The sequence below is a fragment of the Microbacterium sp. ARD31 genome, assembly GCF_031844425.1.
Map to the genome: position 1 here is coordinate 45,714 of NZ_JAUZVE010000029.1, position 17,635 is coordinate 63,348.

At 70.4% G+C, this 17,635-nt stretch carries 17 protein-coding genes; 14 read left to right on the forward strand and 3 right to left on the reverse strand.

All coding sequences use genetic code 11. The annotated features are described in order from the left end of the window. Positions 1-16 precede the first annotated feature (16 nt). Genes gmd through Q9S36_RS36680 form a run of 3 tightly spaced genes read left to right on the forward strand, consistent with a single transcriptional unit; the run spans position 17 to position 2,313 of the window. Positions 17-1,045, forward strand: coding sequence for a GDP-mannose 4,6-dehydratase (gene gmd / locus Q9S36_RS36670; RefSeq protein WP_311289715.1), 1,029 nt, complete (start codon positions 17-19; stop codon positions 1,043-1,045). Then, positions 1,003-2,025: a GDP-L-fucose synthase gene (locus tag Q9S36_RS36675; protein ID WP_311289716.1), complete on the forward strand. Its 1,023-nt coding sequence runs from the start codon at positions 1,003-1,005 to the stop codon at positions 2,023-2,025. Before gmd ends, Q9S36_RS36675 begins: the two co-directional genes overlap by 43 nt. Positions 2,026-2,046: 21 nt before the next feature. Then, positions 2,047-2,313: a Dabb family protein gene (locus Q9S36_RS36680; protein WP_311289717.1), complete on the forward strand. Its 267-nt coding sequence runs from the start codon at positions 2,047-2,049 to the stop codon at positions 2,311-2,313. Here the strand turns inward: Q9S36_RS36680 and Q9S36_RS36685 are convergent. After that, positions 2,301-2,786: a DUF4916 domain-containing protein gene (locus Q9S36_RS36685; protein ID WP_311289718.1), complete on the reverse strand. Its 486-nt coding sequence runs from the start codon at positions 2,784-2,786 to the stop codon at positions 2,301-2,303. The genes Q9S36_RS36680 and Q9S36_RS36685 overlap by 13 nt on opposite strands. A 116-nt stretch (positions 2,787-2,902) precedes the next feature. Between Q9S36_RS36685 and Q9S36_RS36690 the strand changes: the two genes are divergently transcribed. The 3 genes from Q9S36_RS36690 (at position 2,903) to Q9S36_RS36700 (ending at position 5,657) form a co-directional block, all read left to right on the forward strand. Beyond that, a complete protein-coding gene (locus Q9S36_RS36690) occupies positions 2,903-4,417 on the forward strand; it encodes a polysaccharide biosynthesis tyrosine autokinase (protein ID WP_311289719.1) in 1,515 nt (504 codons plus the stop codon). Positions 4,418-4,420: 3 nt separating this feature from the next. After that, positions 4,421-5,308, forward strand: a complete 888-nt coding sequence (locus Q9S36_RS36695; RefSeq protein WP_311289720.1) for a hypothetical protein — start codon at positions 4,421-4,423, stop codon at positions 5,306-5,308. A gap of 127 nt (positions 5,309-5,435) precedes the next feature. Continuing rightward, a complete protein-coding gene (locus tag Q9S36_RS36700) occupies positions 5,436-5,657 on the forward strand; it encodes a hypothetical protein (protein ID WP_311289721.1) in 222 nt (73 codons plus the stop codon). 4 nt (positions 5,658-5,661) lie between these two features. On the opposite strand, the gene Q9S36_RS36705 is transcribed toward Q9S36_RS36700, so the two are convergent. Beyond that, the gene (locus tag Q9S36_RS36705; RefSeq protein WP_253035297.1) at positions 5,662-6,027 is read right to left on the reverse strand and encodes a response regulator; all 366 of its coding nucleotides are present in this window, start codon (positions 6,025-6,027) and stop codon (positions 5,662-5,664) included. Positions 6,028-6,128: 101 nt separating this feature from the next. Between Q9S36_RS36705 and Q9S36_RS36710 the strand changes: the two genes are divergently transcribed. The 6 genes from Q9S36_RS36710 (at position 6,129) to Q9S36_RS36735 (ending at position 14,691) form a co-directional block, all read left to right on the forward strand. Further along, positions 6,129-7,790, forward strand: coding sequence for a HAMP domain-containing sensor histidine kinase (locus tag Q9S36_RS36710; RefSeq protein ID WP_311289722.1), 1,662 nt, complete (start codon positions 6,129-6,131; stop codon positions 7,788-7,790). A gap of 144 nt (positions 7,791-7,934) precedes the next feature. Beyond that, positions 7,935-9,395: a sugar transferase gene (locus Q9S36_RS36715; protein WP_311289747.1), complete on the forward strand. Its 1,461-nt coding sequence runs from the start codon at positions 7,935-7,937 to the stop codon at positions 9,393-9,395. Between the two features lie 45 nt (positions 9,396-9,440). Then, complete coding sequence (locus Q9S36_RS36720) at positions 9,441-11,078, forward strand: ATP-binding protein (protein ID WP_311289723.1); 1,638 nt, start codon at positions 9,441-9,443, stop codon at positions 11,076-11,078. After that, complete coding sequence (locus Q9S36_RS36725; protein WP_311289724.1) at positions 11,075-12,205, forward strand: hypothetical protein; 1,131 nt, start codon at positions 11,075-11,077, stop codon at positions 12,203-12,205. The genes Q9S36_RS36720 and Q9S36_RS36725 overlap by 4 nt, the downstream gene beginning before the upstream one ends. 37 nt (positions 12,206-12,242) lie before the next feature. Continuing rightward, positions 12,243-14,039, forward strand: a complete 1,797-nt coding sequence (locus tag Q9S36_RS36730; protein ID WP_311289725.1) for a DUF4012 domain-containing protein — start codon at positions 12,243-12,245, stop codon at positions 14,037-14,039. Between the two features lie 94 nt (positions 14,040-14,133). Further along, on the forward strand, positions 14,134-14,691 hold the full coding sequence (locus tag Q9S36_RS36735) for a cell wall protein (RefSeq protein ID WP_311289726.1): 558 nt from the start codon (positions 14,134-14,136) through the stop codon (positions 14,689-14,691). A gap of 2 nt (positions 14,692-14,693) precedes the next feature. Here Q9S36_RS36735 and Q9S36_RS36740 read toward each other — a convergent pair whose 3' ends face one another. Next, the gene (locus tag Q9S36_RS36740) at positions 14,694-15,389 is read right to left on the reverse strand and encodes an endonuclease/exonuclease/phosphatase family protein (RefSeq protein WP_253035290.1); all 696 of its coding nucleotides are present in this window, start codon (positions 15,387-15,389) and stop codon (positions 14,694-14,696) included. A gap of 31 nt (positions 15,390-15,420) precedes the next feature. On the opposite strand from Q9S36_RS36740, the gene Q9S36_RS36745 reads away from it, so the two are divergent. Both Q9S36_RS36745 and Q9S36_RS36750 read left to right on the forward strand, forming a co-directional pair. Then, positions 15,421-16,431 (forward strand): glycoside hydrolase family 6 protein, encoded by a 1,011-nt coding sequence (locus Q9S36_RS36745; protein ID WP_311289727.1) that lies wholly within the window; start codon positions 15,421-15,423, stop codon positions 16,429-16,431. A 103-nt stretch (positions 16,432-16,534) separates the two neighbouring features. Continuing rightward, on the forward strand, positions 16,535-17,515 hold the full coding sequence (locus Q9S36_RS36750; protein ID WP_311289748.1) for a response regulator: 981 nt from the start codon (positions 16,535-16,537) through the stop codon (positions 17,513-17,515). The last annotated feature ends 120 nt before the right edge of the window (positions 17,516-17,635 follow it).

Sequence of the window (17,635 nt, forward strand, 5' to 3'; positions counted from 1 at the left end):
CCCAGGGGGAAACACCGTGACCAAGCGCGCTCTCATCACCGGTATCACCGGCCAGGATGGTTCGTACCTCGCCGAACTGCTGCTGTCGAAGGGGTACGAAGTGCACGGGTTGATCCGTCGCGCGTCGACCTTCAACACGCACCGCATCAACCACCTCTACGTCGACCCGCACGACCCGAACGCGAAGCTGTTCCTGCACTACGGCGACCTCAGCGACGGCGCCCGCATGGTCACGCTGATGAGTGAGATCAACCCGGACGAGGTGTACAACCTCGCCGCGCAGTCGCACGTGCGTGTCTCGTTCGATGAGCCCGAGCACACCGCCGACACCACCGGCACCGGCACGATCCGCCTGCTCGAGGCGGTGCGGTTGTCGGGCATCAAGACGCGGTTCTATCAGGCATCCACCTCGGAACTGTTCGGTGCGACCCCTCCCCCGCAGGGTGAGGACACCCCGTTCTACCCGCGCTCCCCGTACGGGGTCGCGAAGCTGTACTCGTACTGGATCGTGAAGAACTACCGCGAGGCGTACGACATGTTCGCCGTCAACGGGATCCTCTTCAACCACGAGTCGCCCCGCCGCGGTGAGACGTTCGTGACCCGCAAGATCACCCGCGCTGTCGCCCGCATCAAGGCGGGCGTGCAGAAGGACCTGTACCTGGGCAACCTCGACTCGATCCGCGACTGGGGGTACGCCGCCGAGTACGTCGAGGGGATGTGGCGGATGCTGCAGGTCGACGAGCCGGAGGACTTCGTGCTGGGCACCGGTGTCGGGTACACGATCAAAGACTTCCTCGAGACCTCGTTCGGTCACGTCGGGCTCGACTGGCAGGAGTTCGTCAAGTTCGACGAGCGCTACCTGCGCCCCACCGAGGTCGACGCGCTCATCGGCGACCCCTCCAAGGCCGCTGACAAGCTCGGCTGGGTTCCCACCATCGACGGGAAGGAACTCGCCAAGCTGATGGTTGACGCCGACGTGGAAGCACTCGAAAAGGGTCCCGAATGGATCGACACCGTCAGCCTCGCCTCGTGGGGAACCAAGTGACCACCGCCACCGACGGCGTCACCTACACACCCACCCAGCTCGACCGTGACGCGACGTTCTACGTCGCCGGGCACCGCGGCCTCGTCGGGTCGGCGATCGTCCGAAAGCTCGAAGCCGAAGGGTTCACGCACGTCGTCGGGAAGAGCTCCGCCGAGCTCGACCTGAAGAACCGTGACGACGTGTTCGCGTACATGGGCGAGATCAAACCCCGCTACATCGTGCTCGCCGCCGCGAAGGTCGGCGGGATCCTAGCCAACAGCACCTACCCGGTCGACTTCCTCTCCGACAACATGCGGATCCAGACCAACGTGCTCGACGCGGCCCTCGCGAACGACGTCGAACGGGTCGCGTTCCTCGGGTCGTCCTGCATCTACCCGAAGTTCGCCGAGCAACCCATCCGTGAGGACTCCCTCCTCACCGGGCACCTCGAGCCCACGAACGACGCGTACGCGATCGCGAAGATCGCCGGCATCCTGCACACCCAGGCCGTGCGCCGCCAGTACGGGCTGCCGTGGATCAGCGCCATGCCGACCAACCTGTACGGCCCCAACGACAACTTCTCCCCGAAGGGCTCCCACGTCCTCCCCGCCCTCATCCGCCGGTACGACGATGCGGCAAAGACCGGCGCGGATGCGGTGACCAACTGGGGCACCGGCACCCCGCGCCGCGAGTTCCTGCACTCCGACGACATGGCCGACGCCGTCCTCCACCTCATGGAGCACTACGACGGCCCCGACCAGGTCAACGTCGGCACCGGTACAGACGTCACCATCAGCGAGATCGCCGACACCATCGCCGAGGTCACCGGGTTCACCGGCACCACCGAATGGGACACCACCAAACCCGACGGCACCCCGCAGAAGCTCCTCGACGTGTCCAAGCTCGCCGACGCCGGCTGGACCGCAAAGATCAGCCTGGAAGAAGGCCTCGAACGCACCGTCGCCTGGTACCGCGACCACGTCGACACCATCCGTGAGTAATCAGTGACCTACCGTCACGTCGTGCTCTTCCGCTTCCACGACCACGTGGAAGAGCACGACGTGACGCGCGCGGTCGACGCCCTGCGATCGCTGGCCGAGCTGCCGTGCATGGACGACTGGCGCATCGCCCGATCGCTCGACGAGCGGAAGGGCCGCATCCTGATCGAAGAGGCGACGTTCGCCGATGAGGCCGCGTTCGCGGCGTTCCGCGAAGACCCGCGTCACCGCGACGTCGCCGCCCGGATGTCCGAGATCTCGGACTGGTGGGTCGGCGACTACCGCGCCTGAAGCACTCGCTCGAGGAGATCGGCGGAACCCGGCCACATCGGCGAGGGCAGCGCGTCTACCGGGAAGAAGCGGAAGTCCAGCGCTTCGTTCCGCGGCGTCGGGACACCGGCCAGCCGAGTCAGGTACGTCAGCCCGACGGAGTGCTTGCGCGGGTCGTCGCCGTGCGCCGTGCCGTCGGTCGGCGCGATGTCGGCGGGGAACCACTGGTAGACGTAGTCCGGCTGATCACACGGGAGTTCGACAGACACGCCGAGAGTGTCGCGGGCGTGCCGATCGACCGCGGCACGCAGCGACTCACCACGATGCACACGACCGCCGAGGTGACACCACACGTCGCCGAACGGCGAGTGCCGCAGGATCAACCCCACCCGTTCACCGCCCTCGGGCGCGACCTCGAAGGGAAAGAAGTCGACACACAGGATCGGCACGGATTTCTCGATGAGCGCGTAAACATCGTCCGGCAGATACGTCACTCGACGATCTTGGCGCAGCCGTGCGGACTCCACCGCGTCACGTGCCCGACACACCCCTGTGGCAGACTGAGCCGAATTGATCGGACGCCCGACCGGGCGTAGGCACGAGAGGCACCATGGAGCTCAGCGACTACATCCGCGTCCTCCGCAAGAACTGGCTCATCATCGTCGTGCTGACGCTCGTCGGTCTCGGGGCTGCGGCGGCGTACTCGCTGACGCGCACGCCTATATATGAGTCGTCGAGCAGCGTCGCCGTCTCGACCCAGACCGGCGGCACGGCATCCGACATCCAGCAGGGCGCCAACTTCGCGCAGACCCGCATCAACACGTACGTCGGACTGGTGAAGACCCCGATCGTCCTCAACCCGGTCGTCGCCGAGCTCGACCTCGGCGTGACGGCCGAGTCCCTCGCCGACAAGGTGAGCGCCTCATCGGCGCTCAACACCACGATCATCACGATCACGGTCTCCGACCCCGACCCCGTCGCCGCAGCAGACCTCGCCAACCAGATCGCCGCGAGCCTGTCGACCGTCGTGCCCGAGATCGAGCCCGAGATCGCCGAGGGCGGCAGCCCCATCCGCATCACCCGCATCTCCGACGCGCAGCCCGCCTTGAGCCCCGCCAGCCCGAACGTGCCGCTCAACCTCGCGCTCGGTGCGCTCGTCGGCCTTGCTCTCGGCATCGGTGTCGCGGTCCTCCGCACCGTCCTCGACAACAAGGTGCGCACGCCCCGCGAGGCCGAGCACATCACCTCCGCGCCCTCGCTCGGCGCCATCGCCTACGACGCGAAGGCCAAAGATCGGCCACTCATCGTCCACGCCGACCCGCTCAGCCCCCGCGCCGAGTCGTTCCGGGCCCTGCGCACCAACCTGCAGTTCCTCGACATGGGCGGCCGGTCGAGCTTCGTCATCACGAGCTCCGTCCCCAGCGAGGGCAAGTCCACGACGACGATCAACCTCGCGATCGCCCTAGCGGATGCCGGCAAGAAGGTCGCTCTCCTCGACACCGACCTGCGCAAGCCCAAGGTCGCCGAGTACCTCGGCATCGAGGGCGGCGTCGGCCTCACCGACGTGCTCATCGGGCGCGCCCGCGTCGGCGACGTCATGCTCCCGTGGGGCGGCCGCAGCCTGTTCGTCCTGCCCGCCGGCAAGATCCCACCGAACCCCAGCGAGCTGCTCGGCTCGAAGCAGATGGGCACCCTCCTCGACGTCCTCGAGCGCGACTTCGACGTCGTCCTCTGCGACGCTCCCCCGCTGCTGCCCGTGACGGATGCCGCCATCCTCGCCCGCAGCACCAGCGGCGCGATCCTCGTCGCCTCGGCCGGCAAAGTCACCCGCCACCAGCTCGAGGGCGCCGTCGAGGCACTCCACACGGTGGGCGCGAAGGTCGCCGGATTCGTCATGTCGATGGTGCCGACCCGCGGACCCGACTCGTACTACAGCGGTTACGGGTACGGCTACGGCTATGGATACGGGGGTTACGGCTACACGCAGGAGCAGCCCAAGGCGGCACGCGGCCGCAAGCGCAAGGCGCCCGTCGCCGTCGTGCCCGACACCGCCCCCGCCATCGGCGAGATCGGTTTCGACACGCGACGCGAAGCGCGTGACGCCGGCGACACCGCCGTCCGCTGACCCATGGCTCGCCGGTCGCGGGTGCGCCGAGGCCTGCCCTCCGCCGTCGTCGCCGTCCTCGTCGTCGCCCTGACGGTGGCGGTCGGCGGCCTGGTCGCGCTCGCACTGCAGCGCACGCAGGGAATGGATCCTGAGCGCGTCGCGCGGCCCGCGGCATCCGTGCCCGCGGCAACCCTTCCCGTCGACAGCCCGTCGCCGACGGCGAGCGCCGCTCCGGCGGTCACGGCACTCGCCGCGGGCGAGCGCTACCTCGCCGCCGGAACCGACGTGCTCTGGCGCGCGACCGCCGGCGCGTGCGGGGGCGAGGCGCCCCTCATCGAGCGATCGGATGACGACGGCGCGACCTGGACCGACGAGACCCCGCTCTACCGCGACATCGCCCAAGTGCGAGCCCTGCGCTCTGTCGCCGACACCCAGGCGACCGCCGTCGCCGACGTCGGCGAGGACTGCGAGACCCAGGCCCTGCGCACCTTCACCGACGGCGCGTTCTGGTCGCCCTACGACGACGTGCTCGCGCGCTCCGACTACCTCGTCGGCGCCGACGTCGTCGTCGACGGCGACACCCTGGCCGCGCCCTGCCCCGCCCCGTGGGGACTGCGCTCCTTCGCCGGCACGGTCGCCTTCCTCTGCGCCGGCACCGCCTACGCCACCGCCGACGGCGAGACCACCGCGATCGGCACCGACGTCGTCGCCCTCGACACCCTCGACGGCGAGATCATCGCCGCGACCCGCACCCCGGACTGCGACGGCCTGCTGCTCACGTCGCTGACCTCCGACACCGACCCGCTCGCCTGTGTGACAGCGGATGCCGCGACCCCGGCAGCCCTCGCGATCACCCCCGACGCGGTCCTGCTCTGGACCGGCGACGACCTGACCACCGTCCCGCGCTGAGAACACCGGACTGCCGCTACGCTGCCCATGTGCAGGGCGCGAGGACAGAGGTGCCGTCCAGGTGGCGCCGCCGCACCGACCTCGCCGTCGCCGTCCTGTCGGCCCCGTTCGCGAGCGGTGAGTACTCGTGAACGCCGTCAAGCACTCCGGCGCGCGCGAAGCCGCCGTCGAGCTCACCCGCACGGGCGACCGGCTGCGGGTGCAGGTCTGGAGCCCCGGCATCCTCTCCCCCCGCGCCCTGACCCTCGCCGTCCCGGCGGGGCTCGGCACGCGCGAGGCGGGCACGGCGCTGCGGCAGGTCGGCGATCAGGTCGTGCTCGAGCGCGAGCTGGTGGTGCCGGCCGACTGACGCTTCAGCCGGCGAGCAGGTTCTCGACCCGCTCCCGCAGCTGACGCGGAGTGAACGGCTTGACGACGTAGTCGTCGACCCCGGCCGCCTTCGCGCGCGAGACGTCCTGCGGCGACGACCGGGCGGTGAGCATGAGGATGCGGGTGTCGGCGAACCCCGGGTCCGCCCGCAGCTCGGAGCACACCTCGATGCCCGTCTTGATCGGCATCATCCAGTCGAGGATGACGACATCGGGATGCCGCGCATGCGCCGCATCGAGCCCGGCGCCGCCGTCATGAGCGACCGAGACCTCGTGGCCGACGCGCGCGAGCACCTGCTGCAGCAACGACGCGACATCGACGTCGTCCTCCACCACCAGCACGTGTGCCACGCGCTCACCTCGCGTCATCGACGCCGACCCCGAACGTCGGCGATGCAGCAGACATTACACCGCCGTACCCACCGGAACACCGCCGACTGTACGGTGTACGCGTGACGAGAAGCGGGGGCGGGCAAGGCGCGCCGCCGCGCGGCCGCGCCGCAGGTCTCGCCCCGGACCTCGCCCCGGGCCGCCGCATCCTGTGGTGGGCCCTCACGTCGGCCGGCATCCTGCTGCTCGCCCTGGTCGGCGTCCGACTGCAGGCGAACGGCCTGCCGATCGCCATCTGGTGGCCGGCCGCCGGTCTGTCGCTCGCCTTCGCGCTGCGTGTCGCGCCCGAACGGCGCTGGATCGTGTTGGCGCTGATCTTCGCCCTCACCGCCACCGCCAACGCGATCGCCGGCCGCTCCTGGGAGCTGTGGCTGCTGTACGCCTTCTTCAACACCCTCGAGGTGCTGCTCGTCACCGCGCTCCTCACCCGGCGCGGCACCGGATTCCGGCTCGACACCCTGTCGCGGGCGACGGGGTTCGTCGCGGCCGTGCTCGGGGGCGCCGCCGTCGCGAGCGTCGGGATCGCCGCGACCAACGTCCTGCTCCTCCGGGATGACTTCTTCCCCACCTCGATCGTCATCTTCGCCTCGCACAGCTCGGCCATGATCCTGATCGGGAGCCTCGCGATCCTCCCCGCCGGCCGCGAGGAGCGCGCTCGTCCTCTCGAACTCGTGGTGCACGCCGCGGCCGTCGGAGCCAGCGTCATCCTCACCTTCGGCCCACCCGGCCTCGCACACCTGTCGTTCCTCACCTTCGCGGCGATCGCGGTCGCGTGCCTGCGCTTCCCGGTTCGCGTCGCCACCTGGTCGGCGCTGCTCACCTCGATCGCGGTCCTCCTTCTCACCCTCACCGCCGGGGGCAGGAGCGGGCTCGGCACCGTCGAGTCGCGGGATGCCGCCGTGACCCTCGTCGTGTTCATGAGCGCGATCGGCGTCTTCACCGTGCTCGTCTCGACCGCCCGTTTCGAGGGGCGCACCAACGCCGCCCTCGCCGTCCGGGCCGCCGAGGACATCGCCGCCGCCGAGCGGGCGCGCGCGGCCGCGATGACGCAGCAGCTCGACCTCGAACGCCAGCGCGAGGACTTCGTCACCGCGGCGAGCCACGAACTGCGCACCCCTGTGACCAACGTGCTCGGCTATGCCGACCTGCTGACCGACTCCCCGCTGTCGGGCGACCAGCGCGGCTGGGTCGAGGCGATCCGGCGCGGGGCCGCCCGCCTGGCAGGCCTGCTCGACGGACTGACCCAGGCCGCCTCGGGCGGCGAGCCCACCCGCATCCCGGTCGACGAGCTCATCCTCGAGGTGTGCGACGCCCACCGCCCCGAAGCCGTCGCCCGCGGCACCCACCTCGTGACGACGCCGAGCGGCCTGCACGTCTGGGCGGCCGAGCCCGACGCGCGGCGGGCGCTCTGGAGTCTCGTCTCGAACGCGGTCACCTTCGCCGAGGCCGGCACCGTCTGGGTCGAGGCCCGCCGTGACGGCGACGACATCGCGATCGTCGTCGCCGACGACGGACCGGGCATGTCGCCCGAGACCCTCGCGAGCGCCTTCGAACGGTTCTTCCGCGGCCGCGAAGCCGAGGGGCGCACCGCCAGCGGCCTGGGCCTCGGGCTCGCCAACGCGCGCGATCTCGCCCGCCGCAACAACGGCGACGTCACGCTGGTCTCGACGCCGGGACGGGGTGTGCGGGCGACGCTGCGCCTTCCCGCCGCGCCCGCGGTGTAGACCGATGACATCCTCGACACACCCGTGTTACAGGTCGCTGGTACGGTGCCCTATGAGAGAAGGTGAGAGCCCTCTCATCCTGGGGGGAATGTGGCGAGCACGACGGTGACCGAGACGAGGGACGAACAGAGCGGGCGCGCGCCGGTGACGGCGACGGCCCCCTTCTCCGCACCGTGGCGTCGCGTCTACGCGCGCCGCCTGTGGGTCAGCGACCTCCTCGCTCTGATCTGGGTGGTCTACGGCACCCAGATCGCCTGGTTCGGCCTCGGCGCCGCAGAGATCGCCATCCGCGACGGCAGGGTGGCGGGCGAGATCTCGTACTGGACCTTCTCGACCGGGCTCATCCTGGTGTGGATGCTGACCCTCAGCCTCGCCGACACCCGCGATCACCGGGTGATCGGCGCCGGCTCGGCCGAGTACGCGCGGATCGCCCGGTCGAGCGTCACCCTCTTCGGAGTCATCGCGATCGTCGCGTTCCTGACGCAGATCGAGGTCGCGCGCGGCTTCCTGCTCATCAGCCTGCCCCTCGGCATCCTCGTCCTTCTCTTCGAACGGTGGCTCTGGCGGCAGTGGCTCATCGCCCAGCGCCGCACGGGCGACTTCTCGGCGCGCGTCCTGCTGGTCGGGTCGCGGCGGTCGGTCGTCGACATCGCGAACGAGCTCGTCCGCACCCCGAGCGCGGGGTACCACGTCGTCGGCGCCTGCATCCCGGGTGCGGCGGTCGCCGACACTGTCGAGGGCACCGACATCCCGATCATCGGGTCGATCTCGGCCCTCAGCAGCGCGATGGAAGTCACGAACGCCGACACCGTCGTCGTGACCAGCACCGACGAACTGCCCGCCGACAAGGTGAAGCAGATCTCGTGGAGCCTCGAGGCGGGCAGGCAGCACCTCGTGATCGCCCCCGGCATCGCCGACATCGCCGGCCCCCGCATCAGCAGCCGCCCCGTCGCCGGCCTGCCCCTGCTGCACGTCGAGACGCCGCGCTTCAGCGGCGGTCAGCGTGTCGCCAAGCGCATCCTCGACGTGAGCGCGGCGTCGCTCGGCGTGGCGCTCATCAGCCCGGTCCTGTTGTTCCTCGCCGCATCGATCCGGCTGTCCAGCCCCGGCCCGATCCTCTTCCGCCAGACGCGCGTCGGTCACGGCGGCCGCGAGTTCACGATGCTGAAGTTCCGCTCGATGGTGGTCGACGCCGAGCAGCGTCTCGACGCCCTCCTCGAGCAGGAACGGGATGCCGGCAACACCGTCCTCTTCAAGATGAAGAACGACCCCCGGGTCACCCCCATCGGTCGCATCATGCGGCGGCTCAGCCTCGACGAGCTGCCCCAGCTGTTCAACGTCATCGGCGGATCGATGTCGCTCGTCGGCCCCCGCCCGCCGCTGCCGCGCGAGGTGGAGCTCTACGCCGATCACGTCCACCGGCGGTTCCTCGTCAAGCCCGGCATCACCGGACTGTGGCAGGTCAGCGGCCGTTCCTCGCTGTCCTGGGAGGAGTCGGTGCGGCTCGACCTGTCGTACGTCGAGAACTGGACGCTCGTCGGCGACGTCGTCATCCTCTTCAAGACCGCACGAGCCGCGCTCGCCCCCGGCGACACCGCCTTCTGACGCTGCGCGCTCTGCGCGTGGATACACTGGCGACGGAGCCAACTGATGCCGACAACCGAAAGCCGCTGGGCAGACAGTCAGCTCATCGGCACGCGTGTGAGATCCGTGTGGCAGTGGCAGCTCATCTTCACCTTCAGCGTCGTCGCGATCACGCTGGTCGTCGGCGTCCTCAACGTCGGACTGCTCGCGAGCCCGGGCTTCCTCGTCGGGATCTTCGTCATCGTCATCTGCTCGATGGCGACCCTGGTCACCCCGTGGGCCCGCATACCTCGGCACGCCGCCTTCGTCCTCCCGCTGGTCGACATCGTCGCGATCGGGTTCCTCACCCTCAGCGAACCGAGCCTCGGCTACCTGTGGGTGTTCCCGATCGCCTGGATCGCGACCTACTACGGGTCGGCCGAGATCGTCCTCGCCATCTGCGCCGTCGCGGTCATGAGCCTCGCCGACCCGTCGCACTGGGGCTTCTCGCCCGACGTGATCGTCGAGCTGTTGATCATCCTGCTGGCGCTGGCATTCCTCGCCATCACGGTCGCCAGCGGCGCCCGCCGCATCCGCGCGTTCCGGGTCCTCGCCCGCAACCAGGCGCGCCGCCTGGCCGCCACGGTCGACCGGGTCCAGGCCACCGAGCAGCGGGTCAATGCCGTGTTCGACTCCATCTCGGTCGCGCTGGCGCGGGTCACGCCCGGCGGCGAGATCGTCTCGGCGAACGCCGCGTACCGCGCCCTGTATTCCCTCGACACGCAGGACCTGCGCTTCCCCGTCGGCGGCGCCGTCGAGTACTCCGACTATCGCGGGCGGGCGCTCAGCCCCACCGAGACGACCGTCGCCCGCGCCGTGCGAGGCGAGCTGGTCGAGAACGAGCGGCTCTGGCTCTTCGACCGCAGCGGCACCTGGCGTGCGCTCGGACTGTCGATCCGCGACGCCGCCCCCAACTCCCTCGGCCAGCAGACGGTCGTCATCGAGCTCGCCGACCTCACCGCCGTCGCCGAGGCCCAGCGCGAGCGGCCCCACGTCACCCGCGTCGTCGCGCACGAGCTGCGCAACCCGCTGACGGTGATCCTCGGCCACGCCGACCTGCTCCTCGAGGGCTCGAACCTCACCCCCGGGCAGCGCGACCACCTCGACGTCATCGAATCGGCGAGCGAGCGCATGCTCACCCTCATCCAGGGCCTCCTCTCGCAGTCGACGGATGCCGCGGAGGACCACGCGAGGTTCGACGCCGCCGCGCTCGTCGAGGCCTCGATCGAGGCGTTCGAGCCCGCGGCATCCGCCTCGGCCCTCGCCATCGAATCCGTCGTCGCGGGTCCCCTCCTCGTCGAGGGCGACGAGTTCCGGCTGCGCCAGGTCGTCGACAACATCATGAGCAACGCGATCAAGTACAGTGACCGCGGCACCCTGCGCGTCGCGGCGGCGCTCGACGACGACGGCTGGGTCGCCGTCTCGATCGCCGACGAGGGCATCGGCATGACAGCCGAGGACGTCGAGCGCGTGTTCACCCCGTACTTCCGGGCGCAGAACGCGCAGGAGGGCTCAGTGTCGGGCACGGGGCTGGGCATGGGCATCGCCCGCGACATCGTCGAGGCCCACGGGGGTAGCATCGCGGTGGAGAGCACCCTCGGACGCGGGACGACCGTCACGGTCCGACTGCCCGCCGCGGATCGTGATGAGGGGGTCGAGTCATGACGCAGGTCGATGTGACCATCGCGCTCGTCGCGATCGCGACCGCCTGCACGATCATGATGATCGGGCTGGGCTTCCTCCCGTTCCCGGGCCGCGCGGCGGCGATCTGGTCGTCGGGCTTCGCCCTCGCCATGCTGAGCTGCTACCTGCTCGTCGTCGCCGACCAGCTCGACTCGAGCTTCCTGCGCGCCGCCGCGCACGGCCCGATCCTGTGCGCCTCCGCCTTCGTGTGGGTCGGACTGCGAGCCCGTCGGGGGCGTGAACCGATCATGCTGGTGCCCACGATCACCGTCTTCAGCGTGTTGACCGTGGCGCTGGGTCTCACCGCGGAGACGGATGTCTACGGGTTGGTCTTCCGCGTCGCCTTCGCTGTGGGGGCCGTCGTATCGGGACTGGCCGTGTCGGAACTCGTCCGCCTGCGCCGGCCGGAGCTGGAGATGTCTCTTCCGCTGCTCGTCGCGTCGGTCGGATTCGTCGGGCTCGCGCTCCTCGTGGGCATCGACGGCATCATCCGGTGGGTGAACGGACAGGGTGGGCAGACCGAGGCGGACATGTCCGGGCTCTACGCGCTCAACGAGCTCGTCGCCCTGCTGTATCTCGTGTGCGCGCTGGTCACGCTTCTCTATCTCGTGCGTCGCGGCTCGCAGAGCGCGGATCCGCAGCAGACACCAGACTTCTCGACGATCGCGCGCGACCGCCTCGCCCGCGCGAGAGCCGCCGACGACCACTGGTGGTCCCTTCTCGACATCCGCCTCGACGATCCGGGTGAGCTGCTCGAGGCATCGAGCGGCCGGGTTTTTCAGCGCGTGACCACTCGCTTCGCGAACGACATCCGCGACGTGATGCCGCCCGAGGCCGACCTGCACGCCGTGTCACGAACTCAGGTCCTCGTTCTGCTGCCGCGTCCCGACACCGCCGTGAGGGGACTCATGTCGCAGCTCCTCGAGCGGATCGGCACGTTCACGGACCAGCAGGCCGTGCCCGTCCGACTGTCGGCGAGCATCGGCGTGGCTGCCGCGCCCCTCGCGGACTGGGACCTCGACCGCCTGCGCGCGGCGGCAAGCGACGCCGCCGCGCACGCACAGGTCTCGGGCGGCGACCGCTGGGAACGCGCGGTCTTCGCCCCCTGATCCGGCGCAGTCGGCCGACCCCCGTAGGATCATGCCGATGCCCGAGACCTTCCTGCCCCCTGCCGCCCGCACCGCGGGGCGCGTCGTCGTGTGGGTCCTCGGGCTCGCGCTCCTGTTCGTCCTCTTCGCTCTGGGGTGGATCGCGGTGCGCGGGTACCTCGCCTACGACCACCTCTCGAGCGCGCAGAAGCGGGCGCCCGAGATCGCGTCGGACCTCGGCGACCTGAGCGCCGCGGGTGAGGCGATCGACGAGATCGCGCGCCACACCGCCGCCGCGCGGGAGCTGACCTCCGACCCCCTCTGGCAGGGCGCCGAGGGCGTGGCCTGGATCGGCCCGCAGCTCGCCGCGGTCGCCGACGTCGCTGCGGCGGTCGACGACGTCGTCACCGGCACCGCCCGCCCCATCGCCTCCGTCGCCGTCGGCTTCGGTGCCGAGGCGTTCGTCCCCGTCGACGGACGCATCGACACGTCGGCGTTCGCGGCGCTCGCGGATCCGGCCACGGATGCCGCGGGGGTCGCGGCATCCGCTCGTGACGACGTGGCGGCGATCGACCGCACCCCCCTCGTCGCCCCCATCGCCGACGCCGTCGACCAGCTGGGCGACGCCCTCTCGCAGGTCGCCGCGGGGACCGACGCCCTCGCGCGTGCCAGCACGCTCCTGCCGTCGATGCTCGGCGCCGAGGGCGCGCGCAACCACCTTCTGCTCGTGCAGAACAACGCCGAATGGCGCACCCTCGGCGGCATCGTCGGCTCGATGACCCCGGTGCGCGCCGACGACGGACGCCTCGCGCTCGGCGAGCAGATCCAGGCCCGCGCGACGACGCAGTACCCCGAGTCGATCCTCGACCTGGGTGAGTACGCCTCCATCTACCAGGCCAAACCGGGGCGCTTCCTGCAGAACATCACGCAGGTGCCCGATTTCCGGCTCACCGCCGAGTTGGCGAAGGAGTTCGCGGCGCGCGAGGACGTGCCCGTCGACGGCGTCATCTCCATCGACCCCGTCGCCCTGTCGTACCTGCTCGAGGCGACGGGCCCCGTCGACCTGCCGACGGGCGTGACGTTGACAAGCGCCAGCGCCGCACAGTTCCTGCTCAACGACGTCTACCTCGACTACCCCGACGCCGACCAGCAGGACCTCGTGTTCTCGGCAGCGGCGGGCGCGGTCTTCTCGGCGCTGACGAGCGGCGACGTGGACGCCGGTGCGCTTTTGCGCGCGCTGTCCCGCGCCGGTTCCGAGCACCGCCTGTACCTCTGGAGCGCGGTCCCGGCGGACGCCGACGTCCTCGCCGGCACGACGCTCGCAGGGGCTCCCCCGACGAACGACGACGACACCGCGCGATTCGGCGTGTACCTCAACGACGGCACCGGCTCGAAGATGGACTACTACGTCACGCCCGACGTGAACCTCGCCATCACCGGATGCGGGGTCGGCGCCACCCCGCGCACCCTCACCGTGCAGGTCACGCTGACCTCGAACGCCCCCGCCGACGCCGCCACCTCGTTCCCCGAATACATCACGGGCGGCGGTGCCAACGGCGTCCCGCCCGGGATCGCCCGCGTCGTCGGCGAGGTCTACCTGCCCGAGGGCTTCGAGGTCGCCTCCTCCGAGATCACAACGGAGAGCGGGTTCGGCGGCGGCATGGTCGGCGGCCGTCAGGTGCTGTCGTACTCGGTCGACCTGAAGCCCGGCGACACGCAGACGGTGACGATCGAGGTCACCGCCGACACCGACATCCGTGACGCCGAGGCATGGGTCACCCCCACCGCCGACGCCGATCTCTCGCCGATCGTGCGCGCGTCGTGCGACCCCGCCGACGGCGCTGTCCTCGGCTGACCCGGCCGGCACCCCGAATCGTCACACGACGGAAACCGCAGGTTGGGCGGCCTCAGTTACACTCAGGTGAGTACCCGGCCTGAAAGCAGCATCCATGCGCCGTCTCCCCCGCGCCCTCCTCACGACCACCGTCTTCGCGACACTGGCCGTCGGCGCGCCCGTCGCCGCTCACGCCTCGACGATCTACCCGCCGGTCGACGCCTGCCAGTCGGATGCCGCCGGTGCCGGCCCGGGCGACACGGTCAGCTTCTCGTGCGACGACACCACGTTCGGCCCGAACGAGACCGTCACGGTCACCGTGACGGGCGAGAACGGCGCCGGTGCGACGTTCGCGATGGTGCGCATGGCCGTCTCGACGGCGAGCGCCGTCTACGAGTCCGACGCGAGCGGGGCGCTGCCCACCGTCCGCATCACCCTGCCCTCCGACGCCCGCGGGGTGTACAACATCGCCGCCGTCTCGGCGACCTCGGCCGGCGGCACCGCCAGCGCCGTCATCGACACCAGTCAGAGCACCGACCCGCTCGTGCGGGCGGGCTTCGACGGCACCCAGCTCACGGGCCTGTGGATCGGCGCCGGCGCGCTCGTCGCGGCGGGTGCCGTCATCCTCGTCGCCGCGGGTCTGCGTCGCCGACGAGACCGGATCGACGACTGACGTCAGGCGACGTCGGGCTTCGCCCGCGCGATCGGCTCAGCCGTCACCAGGATCGGCAGGTGGTCGCTCGCCCCCTGCGGCAGCGTCCGCACCTGCTGGATCTCGAACCCGCTCGAGGTCGCGAAGTCGTAGTAACCCTTGAAGAACTTGTACCGCGTGTACGTGCGCGCATCGCTGAGACTCAGCTCGTATCCGCTCTCGCGGATGACCTGCCCGAGGTTCTCCTTGAACACCGGGTAGTTGAAGTCGCCGACCATGAGGATCGGCGCGCCCTTGCCGAGCGTCGACAGCTCGCGCAGCGCCGCCCGGATCTGATGACGACGCAGCGAGTTGAGCGCGGTGAGCGGTGCCGCGTGGAAGGACGCGACGATGAACTCGGTGCCGTGATCGATGTCACGCAGGTGGAGCCCCAGCATCCGCTCGTCGGCGGGCTTGAGGACGATGTCGTGCAACGACTTCTTGAGCGAGAAGGTGCGGCTCGCACCGGCGCGGAACCCGTTCTCGCGGTAGTAGATCGCCAGGCCCAATCGATTGGAGCGGGTCGCGTCGGCGAGGACGAGGCCGCCGATGCGCTCGGGCATGTCGGTCGTGTCCACCTCTTGCAGACACAGCACGTCGACGTCGTAGCGGCTCACCAGTTCGGTGAGTTCGCCCGCCGCGGCGTGCTTGCGCAGGTTGTACGAGACGACACTGATCATCGGAGTATCAGCCTATGACTAGAGTTCAAGAGTGGCTCCCAGGAAGAAGCTGCGGATGCCGCCGGCCCGCGTACTCGTCCCCCTGGGCATCGTGCTGGGACTCGTCGTGGTCCTCGTGCTCGTGGGTGTCATCGGAGGCGCCGTGACCCGCGGATTCCACGCCCTCACGGCGCGCGCCCCCGAGATGGGGACGACCGTCATCGCGCCGACCCAGGCGAAGGCCGCCGCAGCCGCGCGCGAGCTCTCCGGTGAGCAGAAGGATGCCGCCGACTACCTCGCCGCGCAGCCGACCGCCTACTGGCTGACCTCCGAGCAGGACCCCATCGGCACCGCCGGCGAGACAGTACTCGACCTCATCTCCCAGGCGCGGGATCAGGGTCGCTCCGTCGCACTGGTGGTCTACGGGCTGCCCGGGCGCGACTGCGGCAACCACTCCGCCGGCGGCCTGTCCGAGCAGGACTACCCGGTCTGGCTGCGCGAGATCGGCTCGGCCCTCGAAACCGCGCCCGACGTGCAGAAGATCGTCGCGCTCGAGCCCGACAGCATCGCCCTGTCGGAGGAGTGCGGCAACATCGCCGATCGCGCGCGCCAGCTCAGCACGGCGGTCGACCTGATCACGTCGCCGAACACCTGGATCTACATCGACGGCGGGCACAGCAACTGGCTGCCGCCGCAGAAGATGGCCGACCTCATCCGGCAGACCGGTGTCATCGACCGGGTGCGCGGCTTCGTGACGAACGTCTCGAACTACCAGTCCCCCGCCGACGAGTTCGCCTACGCGGCGTCGCTGTCGTCGCTCCTCGGCGGAGCGCACGCCATCGTCGACACCTCCCGCAGCGGCGCGGCCACCTCGGGCGGCGAATGGTGCAACCCGCCGGGACAGCTCGTCGGCGAGCCGGGCGGCACCTTCCACGACACCGTCGTCGACACGAACCTCTGGATCAAACCGCCGGGCGAGAGCGACGGCGAGTGCAACGGCGGACCGGCTGCCGGTGTCTACTGGCCCGAAGCCGGCGTCGAGCTGACGCGGGACGTCCGGTGAGCGCGGCTGCGACCGCGCGAGGCGGTGCCTGCCGCCTGTGTAGCATGAGGACCGACTTTCACACGCGATCCGGGGGGCTACATCGATGAGTGATTCGATGTCGATGCATAAGACGGCGGTCATCGTCGAGGACGATCCCGACATCCGTCATCTCATCGTCGAGGTACTCGAGGCCGCTGGATTCTCGACCGTCTCGGTCGGCAACGGCATCGACGGCGTCCGCGCCGTGCTCTCGTACCAGCCGCTCATCACGACCCTCGACGTCAACATGCCCGGCATCGACGGGTTCGAGGCGGCCCGCCGCATCCGTGCGCAGAGCGACACCTACATCATCATGATCACCGGCCTCGAAGAAGAGGCGGACGTCGTCCTCGGCCTCGGTGCCGGCGCCGACGAGTACGTCGTGAAGCCGTTCCGCCCGCGCGAACTGCGTGCGCGCGTCGAGTCGCTGCTGCGCCGCCCGCGCGCCACCGGCACGGCCGTCGCCGCCGCGCCGCGGCAGGAGGCGACCGGTCCGTCGTTCCCGGGCGCACGACCCGCCGTGCCGCAGTACGACGCCGTGCCCACCTCCCCCGTGTTCGACGAGCGCATCATGACGCCCGTGTACAGCGAGCAGCCGCCGCAGGGCGGGGCGGTGGTCCTGCCGCCGCAGGGAGCGCCGCAGCTGGGCGGGGCCCACCCGGGCATGCCGCAGCCCGGCAACGCGGTGGCCCCGGCATCCGCTGTCCCGCCCGTGGGCGGACCCGGCTGGACCGTGCACCGCGACCTCGCCGTGCACGCCGAGCACCGGGTCGTCCTCGTCGCGGGGCGCGAGCTCACGCTCACCCGCACGGAGTTCGACCTGCTGTCGACGCTCATGGAGTCCAAGCGTCGCGTGCGCAGCAAGGCCGATCTGACGCTGGTGCTGCGCGGCGAGTCGTACGTGACGAGCTACTTCGTCGGCGAGGCCGACAAGCGCGCGATCGAGGCGCACATGACGAACCTGCGCCGCAAGCTCGGCGACAACCCGAACAACCCCCGGTACATCGAGACTGTCCGGGGTGTCGGCTACCGCCTCACCTCCGAAACGGTCGCCGGCGCCTGACCCTCGCCCCGCCGCGCGCGTGCGCGTGCGTCGCTCGTGCACCCCGTTCACGGATGCAACGGATGCCGCACGACACCCCGCATCCGCCTGCCACTGATCGGCGTGTCACCTCAGATCCAT

What these genes read in the sequence shown, in the direction of transcription:
- Q9S36_RS36740 (WP_253035290.1), bottom strand. Translation starts at nt 15,389, where the DNA reads ATGATCAGTGTCGTCTCGTACAACCTGCGCAAGCACGCCGCGGCGGGC.
- Q9S36_RS36735 (WP_311289726.1), top strand. Translation starts at nt 14,134, where the DNA reads ATGCGCCGTCTCCCCCGCGCCCTCCTCACGACCACCGTCTTCGCGACA.
- Q9S36_RS36730 (WP_311289725.1), top strand. Translation starts at nt 12,243, where the DNA reads ATGCCCGAGACCTTCCTGCCCCCTGCCGCCCGCACCGCGGGGCGCGTC.
- Q9S36_RS36750 (WP_311289748.1), top strand. Translation starts at nt 16,535, where the DNA reads ATGCATAAGACGGCGGTCATCGTCGAGGACGATCCCGACATCCGTCAT.
- Q9S36_RS36725 (WP_311289724.1), top strand. Translation starts at nt 11,075, where the DNA reads ATGACGCAGGTCGATGTGACCATCGCGCTCGTCGCGATCGCGACCGCC.
- Q9S36_RS36695 (WP_311289720.1), top strand. Translation starts at nt 4,421, where the DNA reads ATGGCTCGCCGGTCGCGGGTGCGCCGAGGCCTGCCCTCCGCCGTCGTC.
- Q9S36_RS36720 (WP_311289723.1), top strand. Translation starts at nt 9,441, where the DNA reads ATGCCGACAACCGAAAGCCGCTGGGCAGACAGTCAGCTCATCGGCACG.
- Q9S36_RS36675 (WP_311289716.1), top strand. Translation starts at nt 1,003, where the DNA reads ATGGATCGACACCGTCAGCCTCGCCTCGTGGGGAACCAAGTGACCACC.
- Q9S36_RS36690 (WP_311289719.1), top strand. Translation starts at nt 2,903, where the DNA reads ATGGAGCTCAGCGACTACATCCGCGTCCTCCGCAAGAACTGGCTCATC.